Source organism: Dactylosporangium roseum (genome assembly GCF_025264685.1).
GTDB lineage: Bacteria > Actinomycetota > Actinomycetes > Mycobacteriales > Micromonosporaceae > Dactylosporangium > Dactylosporangium roseum.
Map to the genome: position 1 here is coordinate 7,299,825 of NZ_CP073721.1, position 13,437 is coordinate 7,313,261.

Genomic DNA, 13,437 nt, shown 5'->3' on the forward strand with positions numbered 1-13,437 from the left:
CGATCCGGGCGCGGGGCTCGCGAGGCGTCGCCGCCGAGGCGCGATGCGGCGCGATCCACCGCCGTGCCGCTCAAACTCATGATCATGGGAAAGATGTGACTGCCCCGATAGCCAGACCTTTCCCATGATCAAGGAGTCGCCCGGCCCGGAACGCGCCGCCCCGGGGCCCGGACGACGTCAACCCGTCACGACCGTGGCGAACCGCCCGGAGCGGCCGATCATCCCGGCAGGCCGCCGAAGCCGACTCAGGTCGACCACAACGAGCGGATCGCCGGGCGCAGGTGCGTCGCCACATCCGCGGCCGTCACCGGGCCCCCCTCGGCCGCCAGGCGCCCGGCCAGGCCGTGGACGAAAGCGGCCGCCGCCGCGGCGTGCTCCGCCGGCAGACCCGCCGCCAGGAGGGAGCCGAGCAGGCCGGTCAGCACGTCGCCGGTGCCGCCGGTGGCCAGCGCCGGGGTGCCCGTCGGGTTGACGAAGACCCGGCCGTCGGGGGTCGCGATGATCGTGCGGTCGCCTTTCAGCAGTACCACCGATGCCATCCGCTCCGCGAGGTGCACCGCGGCGCCGATGCGGTCGTCGCCCGGAGCCCCGCCGGCCAGCCGCTGGAACTCGCCGTCGTGCGGCGTGACCACCGTCGGCGCGTCGCGGTCACGCAGCCAGTCTGCCATCCGGGCGTCGACGAGCAGGGTGAGCGCGTCGGCGTCGAGAACCGCGGGCACCGGCGCGCCGAGGACCGTGCGCACTTCGGTGTAGGCGCGTTCGTCGCCGCCGAGGCCACTGCCGCACGCCCATGCCTGCACCCGGCCGGCGTCGGCGACCCGGTCGGTCGGGATGGCGGGCGGGTGGTGGAAACGAACCTGTTCGATGGCAGTGCCCGCGTAGCGGACCAGGCCCGCGGGACCGGCCAGGGCACCCGCGACCGAGAGGACGGCGGCGCCGGGGTAGCGGTCGGAGCCCGTGGCGATGCCGATGACGCCGCGGGAGTACTTGTTGTCGTCGGCAACCGGCCTCGGCCACCAGGCGGCGATGTCGTCGACCTCGGGGACGTACAGGGCGGGATCGCCGTCGAAGTACGGGGCGAGACCGATGTCGACCAGCTCGACCAGGCCGCTGTGGACCGCGCCGGCGCCGACGAGCAGGCCGGGCTTGAGGGCGCCGAAGGTGACGGTGACGTCGGCGTGGACGGCCATGCCGGTGACCGCCCCGGTGTCGGCGTCGACGCCGGACGGGACGTCGACCGCGATGACCGGGGCGCCGCGCAGTGCGCCGGAGACCTCGGCGACGCGACCCGCCGCTGGCTCGCGCAGGCCGCCGCGGCCGCCGATGCCGAGGATGCCGTCGACGACGAGGTCCGTTGCGGACGGTACGTCACGGACCACGGACCCGCCCGCGTTCCGCAGGTCGGCGAGGCCCTCACGGTGGACCCGATCGGGGTCGAGCAGCAGCGCCCGGACCCGAGCGCCGCGCCGCGCGAGACGCGCGCCCGCGAAGAGCGCGTCGCCGCCGTTGTTGCCGGGTCCGACCAGCAGAAGGACGCTGCTGCCGTACACCTGCCGCAACGACGCGGCACAGCGGCGCGCCAACCCCGCCGCGGCACGCTGCATGAGCGCGCCGCCGGGCAGGGTCTTCATCAGCGCCTCTTCGGCGGCGCGGACCTGGGCGACGCGCCAAGCAGCTCTCATTCGTGACTCCCTGAGTCGGTGGACAGCCGTTCCGCGACCACCATGGCCGACGCGATCCCGCCGTCATGGGACAGCGACAGGTGCCACCGCGAGATCCCGAGCTCGGCGGCGGCCTGGGCGACGGTGCCGGAGACGGTCAGCCACGGCCGGCCGTCGGGGTCGGTGACGATCTCACAATCGTGCCAGTGCAGTCCGCTGGGCGCGCCGAGGGCCTTCGCGACGGCCTCCTTGGCCGCGAAGCGGGCCGCGAGCGACTCCGCCGAGCGCGGGTTGCCCGAGCCGGTGACCCGCTCGGCGGTGGTGAAGAGCCGGTCGGCGAGCAGCGGCGTGCGGTCGAGCGCCTTGCCGAACCGCTCGACCAGCACCACGTCGATGCCGACGGACACGATCACGGCTCTCACCCTGTCACATCGGACGACGGCCTACTCGACGGTGACGGACTTCGCCAGGTTGCGGGGCTGGTCGACGTCGTGGCCGCGGGCCGTGGCGATCTCGCAGGCGAGCACCTGGAGCGGGACCGTGGTGACGAGCGGAGCGAGCAGGGTCGGGGTGACCGGCACGTAGAAGAGGTGGTCCGCGTACGGCGCGACGGCCGTGTCACCCTCTTCCGCGATCACGATCGTGCGGGCGCCGCGGGCCCGGACCTCCTGGATGTTGGAGACGACCTTGTCGTGCAGCACGCCCCGGCCGCGCGGCGACGGCACCACGCAAACGACCGGCGTGCCCTGGTCGATCAGCGCGATCGGCCCGTGCTTCAGCTCACCGGCGGCGAAGCCCTCGGCGTGCATGTACGCGAGCTCCTTGAGCTTCAGGGCGCCCTCCAGCGCGACCGGGTAGCTCACGTGCCGGCCGATGAACAGCACGCTCTTCGCCTCGGCCAGCTCACGGGCCAGCTCACGGATCGGCTCCATCATCGATAGGACCTGCTCGACCTTCTTCGGCATCTCCTGGAGCTGGGCGACGACCGCGGCCACCTCGTCGGCGTATTTCACGCCGCGCACCTGCGCGAGGTGCAGGCCGACGAGGTAGCAGGCGACGAGCTGGGTCAGGAACGCCTTGGTCGACGCGACCGCGATCTCCGGGCCGGCGTGGGTGTAGAGCACCGCGTCGGACTCGCGCGGGATGGTCGAGCCGTTGGTGTTGCAGATCGCGAGGACGCGTGCCTTCTGCTCCTTCGCGTGGCGCAGCGCCATGAGGGTGTCCATCGTCTCGCCGGACTGCGAGATCGCCACGACGAGCGTCGAGCGGTCGAGGACCGGATCGCGGTAGCGGAACTCGCTGGCCAGCTCGACCTCACACGGGATGCGCGTCCAGTGCTCGATGGCGTACTTCGCGACCATGCCCGAGTGGTACGCCGTGCCGCAGGCGATGATGAACACCTTGTCGACGTCGCGCAGGTCCTGGTCGGACAGGCGCACCTCGTCGAGGAGCAGGTCGCCGTGCTCGTTGAGCCGGCCGAGCAGCGTCTCGGCGACGGCGTGCGGCTGCTCGGCGATCTCCTTGAGCATGAAGTAGTCGTAGCCGCCCTTCTCGGCGGCGGAGGCGTCCCAGTCGATGTGGAAGGTCTTGCCCTCCGCCGGGTTGCCGAGGAAGTCGGTGATGACGATGTCGTCGCCGGTGATCAGCACGACCTGGTCCTGGCCCAGCTCGACGGCCTCGCGGGTGTGCTCGATGAAGGCGGACACGTCACTGGCCAGGTAGTTCTCGCCGGTACCACGGCCGACGACCAGCGGCGAGTTGCGCCGGGCGCCGACGACCACCCCGGGAGCCAGCACGTCGACGGCGAGCAGCGTGAACGCGCCCTCCAGCCGGCGGCAGACCGCGCGCATCGCCTCGGCGAGCCGCTCGCCCGGCGTGGCGCCCTCGGCCGACTGCAACTCGATGGCGAGCAGGTGCGCCGCGCACTCGGTGTCGGTGTCGGACGTGAACTCGACACCGGCCGATTCGAGCTCGGCGCGCAGCTTCGCGAAGTTCTCGATGATGCCGTTGTGGATCACCGCGACCCGGCCGTCGGCGGAGCGGTGGGGATGGGCGTTGCGGTCGGTGGGTCCGCCGTGGGTGGCCCAGCGGGTGTGGCCGATGCCGGTGGTGCCGAGGGCCAGCCCGGCCGCCGACTCCTCCTGCAGCGCCTTCTCCAGGTTGGCGAGCTTGCCGGCGCGCTTCGCGGTGAGCAGCTCACCGTCGAGGTCACCCGCCGCAGGCGCCGACCGGCCCGGATCAGTGGTGACGACGGCGACGCCGGCCGAGTCGTAGCCGCGGTACTCCAGCCGCCGCAGTCCGTCCAGAACGATGTTCAGGGCCGGACGCGCGCCGGCGTACCCCACGATTCCGCACATGGAGGTACCGTAGCAGAAGACCACGCAGGACCCGTGCGCAAAAGTGTCGTCATTGCGCACGGGTCCTGCGCACAATCGACCGATTGCGCACCTGGGCCGCCCCTGCTACGCGATCAACGAGCGGATCTGCGCGCCACCGTCGACGACCAGGGTCTGGCCGGTCATCCAGCGCGACGCCGGTCCGGCGAGGAACGTGATGACGCCGGCCACGTCGTCGGGCTCACCGATTCGCCCGAGCGGCAGCTTCGCGTTGAGCAGGTCCTCGTTGTTCTCCCACAGGCCGCGCGCGAGCTGTGTACGCACGATGCCGGGGGCGACGGCGTTGACCCGGACGGCCGGGGCGAGCTCGGCCGCCATCTGCCGGGTGAGGTGGATGACGGCGGCCTTGGTGGCGTTGTAGTAGCCGATGCCGGGCTCCGTGAGCAGGCCGCCGACCGACGCGACGTTGACGATCGCACCACCGCGGGACGCCATCGACGCCTTCCACACAAGCTGGCTCCACAGGACGACGCCGAACTGGTTGAGCCGGACGGTCTTGTCCGCCCGTACCGGATCGATCCCCATCAGCGGACCGAAGTACGGGTTGGTGGCGGCGTTGTTCACCAGGACGTCGACGGCGCCGAAGCGCCCCACCGCCGCGTCGACCACGGCGGCGGCCTGGTCGGACTCGGCGGCGTGCGCGGCGTGGGTGAGCACACCGACACCCGGGAACCGGTCACCGATCTCCGCCGCGACGGCGTCGAGAGCGTCGATCTTGCGGGAGGTCAGCACGACGTTGCAGCCTTCGGCGGCGAAGGCCATGGCGCTGGCCTTGCCGATGCCGCGGGAGGCGCCGGTGACGAGGACGGTGCGGGCATTGGTCATGCGCCGCAGGCTACTACTGGGTAGGCGACACCGTTCGAACGATGGCGGCGATCCGTTCGGCCGCCTCCTTGGCGGTCGCCTGCGTGCCCGCCTCGACCATGACCCGCACGAGTTGCTCGGTGCCCGAGGGACGCAGCAGCACCCGGCCGGTGCCGCCGAGCTCGGCCTCGACCTGCTTGGCGGCGTCGAGCACCTGCGGCGACTTCGCGGCGGTCGAGCGGTCGAGCACCGGAACGTTGATCATCACCTGAGGCAGGCGGTGCACGACCGAGGCGAGGTCCTTCAGGCTCCGCTTCGTTGTCGTCATACGGCCCATGAGGTGCAGCGCGGTCAGCACGCCGTCTCCGGTGGTCGCGAAGGCCGGCATCACGATGTGCCCGCTCTGCTCCCCGCCGAGAGCGAGGCCCTTGGCCCGCAGCTCCTCCAGCACGTATCGGTCGCCGACCCGGGTCTCCAGCAGCCGGATGCCGGCCTCGGCCATGGCCAGCTTCAACCCCAGGTTGCTCATGACGGTGGCGACGAGCGTTTCCTCGGTGAGGGTGCCCGCGTCGCGCATCGCGAGCGCGAGGATCGCCATGACCTGGTCGCCGTCGACGTCGGCGCCGTCGGCCGCGACCGCGATGCAGCGGTCGGCGTCGCCGTCGTGCGCGATGCCCAGGTCGGCGCCGTGCTCGACCACGGCCGCCCGGAGCTGCGCGAGATGGTTGGAGCCGCAGTCCTCGTTGATGTTGAGACCGTCGGGGTCGGCGTTGATCGCGATCACCGCGGCGCCGGCCCGGCGGTACGCCTCGGGCGCGGCCGACGAGGCGGCGCCGTTGGCGCAGTCCACCACGACCTTCAACCCGGCGAGCGGGCTGGGCAGCGAGGTGAGCAGGTGGCGGACGTAGCGGTCCTCGCCCTCGGCGTAGTCGGTGACCCGGCCGATGCCCGCACCCGTGGGGCGACGATGGGTGCGGTCGTCGATCAGCCGCTCGATCTCGTCCTCGACCTCGTCGGGGAGCTTGTGACCGCCGGCGGCGAAGAGCTTGACGCCGTTGTCGGGCATCGGGTTGTGCGAGGCGGAGAGCATCACGCCGACGTCGGCGTCGAGGACGCCGGTCAGGTACGCGACGGCGGGCGTCGGCAGCACGCCCACCCGGACGACGTTGGCACCGGCGCTGGTCAGGCCGGCCACGACGGCCGCCTCCAGCATCTCGCCGCTGGCCCGCGGATCACGGCCCACGACGGCGACCGGGGCGTGGGAGTGGTCGTGCTCGAACAGCGCTTGCGCGGCCGCGATGGCGACGGCCATCGCCAACTCGGGAGTCAGGTCGGCGTTGGCCCGACCACGAACCCCGTCGGTGCCGAAGAGTCGCCCCATTGCGTACCTCCCATGGTTCGGACTTCCGCGCAGCGCAAATCGGCCGGGCGCTCACCTCTAGGGTGGCACCCGGCCGACAGGCTTGGTTAGCGCTTCGAGTACTGCGGGGCCTTGCGGGCCTTCTTCAGACCGTACTTCTTGCGCTCGGTGGCGCGAGCGTCACGGGTCAGGAAGCCGGCCTTCTTCAGCGCCGCCCGGTCGTCGGGCTCGTTCTCGACGAGCGCCCGGGCGATCGCCAGCCGCAGCGCACCGGCCTGGCCGGTGGTGCCGCCGCCGCGGAGGTTGGCGTAGACGTCGACCGTCTCGGCCTTCTCCACGATCACCAACGGCTCGCGGACCGACTGCTGGTGGACCTTGCTCGGGAAGTAGCTCTCCAGCTCGCGACCGTTGAGCTGGAACTTGCCCGTGCCCGGCACGAGGCGGACCCGGACGATGGCCTCCTTGCGGCGGCCCACGGTCTGGATCGGCTGGCCCGCACGACGCGCCCGCGTCGGGGCGGCGGCAGCGGCGGGCGCCGGGGTCTCGACGGTCGCGACAGCGGCCGGGGTCGGGGCGTCGATGGTCTCGTCGGTCACGCTCTGTCCTTCGTCCGCGCTCACTGCGCGATCTGCTTGATCTCGAACGGCTTGGGCTGCTGAGCGGCGTGCGGGTGATCGGCGCCCGCGTACACCTTCAGCTTGCGGATCTGACGCGCGCCCAGGCGATTGTGCGGGAGCATGCCCTTGACGGCCAGCTCGATCGCCCGCTCGGGGTGCTTGGTCAGCAACTCCTCGTAGCCGACCGCCTTGAGACCGCCCGGGTAACCCGAGTGGCGGTAGGCGACCTTGCTCTGTCGCTTGTTGCCGGTCAGCGCCACCTTGCCAGCGTTGATCACGATGACGAAGTCGCCGGTGTCAACGTGCGGGGCGAACGTCGGCTTGTGCTTGCCGCGCAGCAGCGTCGCAGCGTGCGTGGCCAGGCGCCCGAGCACCACATCAGTGGCGTCGATGACGTGCCACGCGCGCTCGATCTCACCCGGCTTCGGGCTGTACGTACCCACAGGTCTACCTTGTCTTCCACGTCGTCGGTTCTGGGGTGCGCTCTCGATGGCAGCGCTCAGCGCGCACGACCACCCAGCGTACCCGAACGATGGGGACGCCTTGTCATCGCACAACAGCGGTCCACGATACTCGGCGTCCCCCCGCTCCTCAAAATCGGGGCTGAAGAGGAACACGAACCCGGTCACAAACAGCGGCAGGGAGTGCCTTCCCGCGTCGATCTTGCAGTTGTGGTTCCGGAATACCCGAAATATCCGGGCGAGCCAGGCACCATGACTGCAAGATCAACGCGGGAGACGGGGTGGGGCGTCAGGACTTGGTGAAGGTCCAGGTGCCGGTGTCGCCACCCTGCGGCGGGGAGAGCTTGAGGGTGTTGCCGCCGCACTCGTACCGGCTCTTCTTGAGCACCGGCTGCGCGTCGACCGCACCGCCCGTCTCGGCGGAGCCGGAGTCGGCGAACTCGCTGATCGCCACCTTGTCGGCGGCCCGGACCGAAGCGGGTGCGGTCAGGTCGACGGTCACCGTCAGCGTGCTGAAGTCGACGGTGCCGGTCGGCTCGAGCGTGCCGCTCGGCGTGGTGGGGGTCTTGACCGCGCCGTTGACCTTGCCGCCGTAGGAGAAGCTGCCCTTCACGTCGTTGCCGGAGACGGAGAACGTGAAGGTCACCGGCTGCATGGAGCCGAAGTCGACCTGCGTCTTGCCGGCCGAGTCGATGGTCAGCAGCGTGCCCCCGCCACCCTGGAACGTGCCGTCGACCGGCCCGCTGAGCTTGCCGGTCAGGTTGCCGGCCTTCCAGGTGCCGACCAGGCACGACGCCGCGGAACCGGTGCCGCTGCCGCCGCCGCTCGAACCCGAGGCACTGCTTGACGGAGCCGTCGAGGTGCTGCCGGAGGCACCGGCCGAGATCGACGAACCCGGAGTACCACCATTACCACTACATCCGGCGAGCCCGATGCCGAACACCGCAACAGCCGCTGTGGCGACCTTGCCGGTCGTGCGCATCTGCGTCCTCCTTGCTGTTACATAGGGGTCGGTGCTTATTTACCCCGCTGCGAACCGTCGCCACCCTACCGTGCGAGGATCTGGCACATCCGTCCACAGACCGGGACGGCATCGATCACAGTCGTCGTCGGCCTTGTGGTGCCGGGTCCGCCGGGCACCACGAGTGCACCGGATCACTGCAGGTAGTGCTCGACCTCGTCGATCGAGTGCGCCTCGACCTCATCCGGTGAAACACCCTGCGCCCGCGCCGCCCGGCGCCGGCGCAGCAGGTCCCAGAGCTGGTCGAGCTGCGCCTCGACGGCCCGGAGCCGGTCGTGTTCCTCCTGCTCCGTGATCTTGCCCTGCTGCAGTTGGGTGCGGAGCTTGTGCTCGTCGTCGACCAGCGTCGAGATCTGGTGGATCAACGTCTTCTCGTCCATGACTCGCATCATCCACCCGCCGCACCAGCCACCGCTCCCACGGTCCGCTAGCCGCGCCCTTCCCACACCGGCTCGGGCACCTCCGTCACCTCGCCGTCGGAGCGGAACAGCAGGTAACGGTCGAACGAGCGGCTGAACCAGCGGTCGTGCGTCACGGCGATCACCGTCCCGGCGAAGCTCCGCAGCCCTTCCTCCAGCGCCTCCGCGCTGGCCAGGTCGAGGTTGTCCGTCGGCTCGTCGAGCAACAGCAGCGTCGCACCGGACAACTCCAGCAGCAGGACCAGAAACCGTGCCTGCTGGCCGCCGGACAGGGTGCCGAACCGCTGGTCGGCCTGCGCCGCCAGGTCGTACCGGGACAGCGCCGGCATCGCCTGCGGCCGCGGCAGGCCGTCCCGCCACTCGTCGCCCCGCCACAGGATCTCGGCGAGCGTCTTGTCCAGCAGCTCCGGCCGGTCGTGCGTCTGCGAGAAGTGGCCCGGCCGCACCCGCGCGCCCAGCCGGACCATGCCCTCGTGCTCGACGGGTGCCAGGGCGGTGCCGATCGGCGTCTCGGCGGGATCCGTGCCGCCCCGGGCCAGCAGCCGCAGGAAGTGCGACTTGCCGGTGCCGTTGCCGCCCAGGACCGCCAGGCGGTCGCCGTACCACAGCTCCAGATCGAACGGGTACGTCAGGCCGGAGAGCTCCAACTGCTCACACACGACCGCGCGTTTGCCCGTCCGGCCGCCGGAGAGCCGCATCCGGATGTCCTGGTCCTTCGGCGGGCTGGGCGGAGGGCCGGCCTCCTCGAACTTGCGCAGCCGGGTCTGAGCCGCCTGATACCGCGACGCCAGGCCGTCGTTGTAGGCGGCCTTGGTCTTGTACATCTGGACGAGCGCCTTGAGCTTCTCGTGCTCCTCGTCCCAGCGGCGGCGCAGCTCGTCGAGCCGCTCGTGCCGCGCGACCCGCGCCTCGTGCCAGGAGGCGAAGCCGCCGGGATGGACCCAGGCGGAACCGCCCTCGACGGCCACCACGCGGTCGGCCGACCGGGCCAGCAGCTCCCGGTCGTGAGACACGTACAGGACACTCTTCGGCGACTCCCGCAGCCGCTCCTCGAGCCAGCGCTTGCCGGGGACGTCGAGGAAGTTGTCGGGCTCGTCGAGCAGCAGCACCTCGTCCTCACCGCGCAGCAGGAGTTCGAGCGCGAAGCGCTTCTGCTGGCCGCCGGACAGGGTGCGCACCGGCCGGTCCTTCGCGAGGTCCCACGGCAGGCCGAGCGCGGCGACGCCGGCGGTGTCGAAGAGGACCTCGGCGTCGTAGCCGCCCACCTCGCCCCAGGCGGCCAGCGCGTTGGCGTACCGCAACTGGGCCTTCTCGGCGTCCGCGCCGTTCGCCTCGTGCATCGCCCGCTCGGCGGCGGCGAGCCGCTCCCCGGCACCGCGCAGCCGCGGTGGCGCCAGGTCCAGGGCGAGGTCGTAGAGGGTGCGGTCGTCGCCGATCATGCCGATGAACTGGCGCATCACGCCGAGCCCGCCGGAGCGCGCGACGACGCCGGTGTGCACCGGGAGGTCGCCGGCGACCATCTTCAGCAACGTCGTCTTGCCCGCGCCGTTCGGCCCGACGAGCGCCACCTTCGCGCCCTCACCCACCCGGAACGACACCTCGGAGAACAGCTCACGGCCGTCCGGCAGCGTGTGCCCGACTCCGGCTACGTCGACATATCCCACAGCTCAAAGATTTAAGGCGGCATCGGTACGCGCGTCGCCCGGTTTTCGGACGCTGAAGATCCGGAAACCCTTCTGGCTCGCGTGCCGCTCGACCTGGAAACCCTGCTCGACGAGCCAGCGCCGCAGCGAGTCGCCGCCCAGGTTCTTGGCCACGACGAGCCACGCGACGCCGTCCGGGGCCAGCCGCGGCAGCCAGCGCAGGAGCAGTGCGTGCAGCTCGGTCTTGCCGATCCGGATCGGCGGGTTGGACCAGATCTGCGTGAACCCGACAGTCGGCGGCACCTCGTCCGGGGTCGACACGACGACCCGGTCGGCGACGCCGAGCGCGGCGGCGTTCTCCCGGACCAGGTCGAGAGCGCGCTGGTTCACGTCGATGGCGTAGACCGTCGCACGCGGCGCCGCGGCGGCCAGAACGGCGGTGATCGGACCGTAGCCGCAGCCGAGGTCGAGCAGCGCGCCGGTGGTCTCCGGACCGGGCAGCGGCGCCTTGTCGAGCAGGACCGCCGTGCCCGGGTCGAGCCGGGTGGACGAGAACACGCCGGACGCCGAAACCAGGCGAAACTCCTGGTCGAGCGCGGCGAACTCGACCTGGTGCCGCTCGTGCGCGACCGCCGGGTCGGCCGAGAAGTAATGCTCGCCGGACACGATGCCCTCCCTTGACCGCCTTCGCAACGCATTGTCCCCAAGCAGGTGACGGGTCTTCCGGGCGGCCACCCGTTCGGATTGTGCGCGACATCGCCCGTACGACACCGCCACGCCGTGTCGGCTACCCTGTGCGACATGACTTCTGGGAACGAGCCGCGCCGGAAACGGCGAGCCGACTCGTTCCGCCGGGACGAAGCGGACGAAGCCGACAATTGGTTGGCGGGGCTTCGCGGCACCGGCAGGGGAGAGCCCGACCCGTTCGCGGCACCGCCACCGGAGCCGGCACCCTTCGACAGCCCTGCCTTCGACCCTCCCCCGTTTGATCGGGGCGCGTTCCCGCCGGCACCCGGCGGCCAGGACGGCCCGGGACGGTCCGGCGGCCGGCGCTCCCGGGATCGCGAGGAGTCCCCGAGCGGCGGCTTCGGCCGCGCCGACTCCCCGAGCGGCGTCTTCAGCCCGGCCTCGCTGCCACCGGCACCACCTCCGGCCCGGCCCGCGCTGCCCGACGCCACCGAGATGATCGGCGGCCGCCGCCGCGCTCGCGACGACGACTCCCCCAGCGGCACCTTCGGCCGCACAGAGTCCCCCAGCGGCACCTTCGGCCGCGCGGTGCCGCCGCCCGCGCGTCCCCCTCTCGGCGAGCAGCTTCCCACCGCACCCGCGGAGGCCCGGGGCGGCCGGCGCCGCGCCCGCGACGACGAGCCCATCGGGCGCCGCCAGGCCGGCCCTTCCGAGTCGTATGACCACGGTCCGGAGCTGACCCCGATCATCAAACCGCTGGCGGACCTCGTGGCCCAGCAGCCGACGACCGACCCGCCGCCACTCGTGCCGATCTTCCCGACGATGCGCCCCGACGCCACCCCGACCAGCGGCGGCACGACCGGCCGCCGGGCCCGTCGCGAGGCGGAGGAGGCGGAGAATCCGCGCACCGGCGAGGTCGGTGAACGCCGCCGGGCACGCTCCGACGACAGCGGCTCCTTCCGCACCGGCAGCGACTCCTTCCGCACCGGCAACGGCTACGAGGCGACGGGCGGCAACGGTTTCGACACTGCGGGGCGCCCCGAGGCGACCACCGCGTTCCGTGCCGGCGAGACCACCGCGTTCCGTGCCGGCGACGACATCGGCGTGCGGCGGCAGCGCACCGGGCTCGGCGAGGACACCGGCAGCCGGCGCCCCGGCGACCCCGGTGCGCCACACCGGAGTCGCGGCTACGACGCCGAAGGTCCGGCCGGGTTCCGGCGGGACGACACCGGCACCGGACGGCTCGGCCGCGCCGGGGCGCCCGCCGCCGGTGCCACGCCGGCCGACCTCACCGCACCGCGGCGGCGGGCCGACGCCCCGCGCGTCCCGATCGGTGACGATGCGCCGCACCAGCGGCGCACTCTCGACGACGCGATGCCGGGCCGCGGATACGACGATCCTTCGACAGCACGGCGGCGTGGCGGCCGGGGCACCGGAGAATATTCGGGCGACTACATCGGCGGCGGCCAGCGCGCGCTGCGCGAGCCGCCGGGTGGCCGGCCGGTAGGTCCGCCGGGGCGCGGTGAGCGTCCCGGGCGTCCGGGTCGGGGCGGCACCGGGTCACATCCGCGGGCGGTCATCGACCCGGTCCGACCGGAGCACCGGCCGCACCGCTGGATCGCCATGCTCAGCGTGATCGCGGTCGTGGTGGTGCTGGGCGCCTGCGGCATCGGCACCTGGTTCATCCTCAAAGACGAGCGCAACGGCCCCGAGTCGGCGCGGTCCAGCACGACCAGCGGGCCGAAGAAGCGCGACATCAGCAGCCGGCAGGTCGACCCGGCGCCGCTCACCGAGGCCGAGGTCTTCCCGAGCAACAACATCGTGGCGGTGCCAAACGAGCCGCCCTACGTCATCCTCTCGACCAAGGCCTCACCGGACTGCAAGACGGCGGCGACCGACGAGCTGGCCACCCTGCTCATGAACGCGGGCTGCAGCGAGGTCGTGCGGGCGACCATGAAGTCGCCCAACGAGGAGTACCTGATCACCGCCGGCATCTTCAACCTGGACACCGAGAAGGCGGCGGCGCTGGCCTTCGACGGCGTCAAGCCGATCGTCGACGGGCAGAAGGGCCGCTTCTCCGGGATGAGTGTCGGCGCCGGCACCGGCACCGACGCGCTCGTGCGGGCACCGACACAGCTCGGCTGGAACTACAAGGGCCACTTCATCGCCTACTGCGTGATCGCCCGCGTGGACGGCAACGCGTTCGCCCCTGTCGACCCGTATCCGCAGCAAATCACGTTCGACATCGTCGAGACCTACCTGGAGAACGAGATCATCGGCAACCGGGCCGTCGTCCAGCCCGAGGCGACTCCGGCCGCGTCGCTGCCCGCGTCCCCGGCGCCGGGCGCGAGCTGACCGCAGCGCCGTG

Annotated in this window: 12 protein-coding genes; 1 reads left to right on the forward strand and 11 read right to left on the reverse strand. The window is 71.9% G+C overall.

The window, feature by feature from the left end:
- Positions 1–245: 245 nt before the first annotated feature.
- The 11 genes from Drose_RS34180 to Drose_RS34230 form a co-directional block, all read right to left on the reverse strand.
- Positions 246–1,682 (reverse strand): NAD(P)H-hydrate dehydratase, encoded by a 1,437-nt coding sequence (locus Drose_RS34180; protein WP_260725369.1) that lies wholly within the window; start codon positions 1,680–1,682, stop codon positions 246–248.
- Positions 1,679–2,074 carry a holo-ACP synthase gene (locus tag Drose_RS34185; RefSeq protein ID WP_260725370.1) on the reverse strand — a complete coding sequence of 132 codons (396 nt, stop codon included), beginning with the start codon at positions 2,072–2,074 and terminating at the stop codon, positions 1,679–1,681. The genes Drose_RS34180 and Drose_RS34185 overlap by 4 nt, the downstream gene beginning before the upstream one ends.
- Before the next feature lie 30 nt (positions 2,075–2,104).
- The gene (glmS, locus tag Drose_RS34190; protein ID WP_260725371.1) at positions 2,105–4,018 is read right to left on the reverse strand and encodes a glutamine--fructose-6-phosphate transaminase (isomerizing); all 1,914 of its coding nucleotides are present in this window, start codon (positions 4,016–4,018) and stop codon (positions 2,105–2,107) included.
- A gap of 105 nt (positions 4,019–4,123) precedes the next feature.
- Positions 4,124–4,882 (reverse strand): SDR family oxidoreductase, encoded by a 759-nt coding sequence (locus tag Drose_RS34195; RefSeq protein WP_260725372.1) that lies wholly within the window; start codon positions 4,880–4,882, stop codon positions 4,124–4,126.
- A 13-nt stretch (positions 4,883–4,895) separates the two neighbouring features.
- On the reverse strand, positions 4,896–6,242 hold the full coding sequence (gene glmM, locus Drose_RS34200; protein ID WP_260725373.1) for a phosphoglucosamine mutase: 1,347 nt from the start codon (positions 6,240–6,242) through the stop codon (positions 4,896–4,898).
- 86 nt (positions 6,243–6,328) lie between these two features.
- Positions 6,329–6,802, reverse strand: coding sequence for a 30S ribosomal protein S9 (gene rpsI, locus Drose_RS34205; RefSeq protein WP_390891469.1), 474 nt, complete (start codon positions 6,800–6,802; stop codon positions 6,329–6,331).
- 35 nt (positions 6,803–6,837) lie between these two features.
- Positions 6,838–7,281, reverse strand: coding sequence for a 50S ribosomal protein L13 (gene rplM, locus Drose_RS34210; protein ID WP_260725374.1), 444 nt, complete (start codon positions 7,279–7,281; stop codon positions 6,838–6,840).
- Positions 7,282–7,588: 307 nt separating this feature from the next.
- Entirely contained in the window at positions 7,589–8,281 is a 693-nt protein-coding gene (locus tag Drose_RS34215; RefSeq protein ID WP_260725375.1) for a hypothetical protein, read from the reverse strand.
- Positions 8,282–8,454: 173 nt separating this feature from the next.
- Entirely contained in the window at positions 8,455–8,700 is a 246-nt protein-coding gene (locus tag Drose_RS34220) for a DUF2630 family protein (protein ID WP_260725376.1), read from the reverse strand.
- A gap of 47 nt (positions 8,701–8,747) precedes the next feature.
- A complete protein-coding gene (locus Drose_RS34225) occupies positions 8,748–10,403 on the reverse strand; it encodes an ABC-F family ATP-binding cassette domain-containing protein (RefSeq protein WP_260725377.1) in 1,656 nt (551 codons plus the stop codon).
- Positions 10,404–10,406: 3 nt separating this feature from the next.
- Positions 10,407–11,048 (reverse strand): class I SAM-dependent methyltransferase, encoded by a 642-nt coding sequence (locus Drose_RS34230; RefSeq protein ID WP_260725378.1) that lies wholly within the window; start codon positions 11,046–11,048, stop codon positions 10,407–10,409.
- A gap of 135 nt (positions 11,049–11,183) precedes the next feature.
- On the opposite strand from Drose_RS34230, the gene Drose_RS34235 reads away from it, so the two are divergent.
- Positions 11,184–13,424, forward strand: a complete 2,241-nt coding sequence (locus tag Drose_RS34235; protein ID WP_260725379.1) for a hypothetical protein — start codon at positions 11,184–11,186, stop codon at positions 13,422–13,424.
- The last annotated feature ends 13 nt before the right edge of the window (positions 13,425–13,437 follow it).

Coding starts and splice junctions, on each gene's coding strand:
- Drose_RS34195 (WP_260725372.1), bottom strand. CDS start 4,882: ATGACCAATGCCCGCACCGTCCTCGTCACCGGCGCCTCCCGCGGCATC.
- Drose_RS34215 (WP_260725375.1), bottom strand. CDS start 8,281: ATGCGCACGACCGGCAAGGTCGCCACAGCGGCTGTTGCGGTGTTCGGC.
- Drose_RS34235 (WP_260725379.1), top strand. CDS start 11,184: ATGACTTCTGGGAACGAGCCGCGCCGGAAACGGCGAGCCGACTCGTTC.
- Drose_RS34180 (WP_260725369.1), bottom strand. CDS start 1,682: ATGAGAGCTGCTTGGCGCGTCGCCCAGGTCCGCGCCGCCGAAGAGGCG.
- glmM (WP_260725373.1), bottom strand. CDS start 6,242: ATGGGGCGACTCTTCGGCACCGACGGGGTTCGTGGTCGGGCCAACGCC.
- Drose_RS34220 (WP_260725376.1), bottom strand. CDS start 8,700: ATGGACGAGAAGACGTTGATCCACCAGATCTCGACGCTGGTCGACGAC.
- glmS (WP_260725371.1), bottom strand. CDS start 4,018: ATGTGCGGAATCGTGGGGTACGCCGGCGCGCGTCCGGCCCTGAACATC.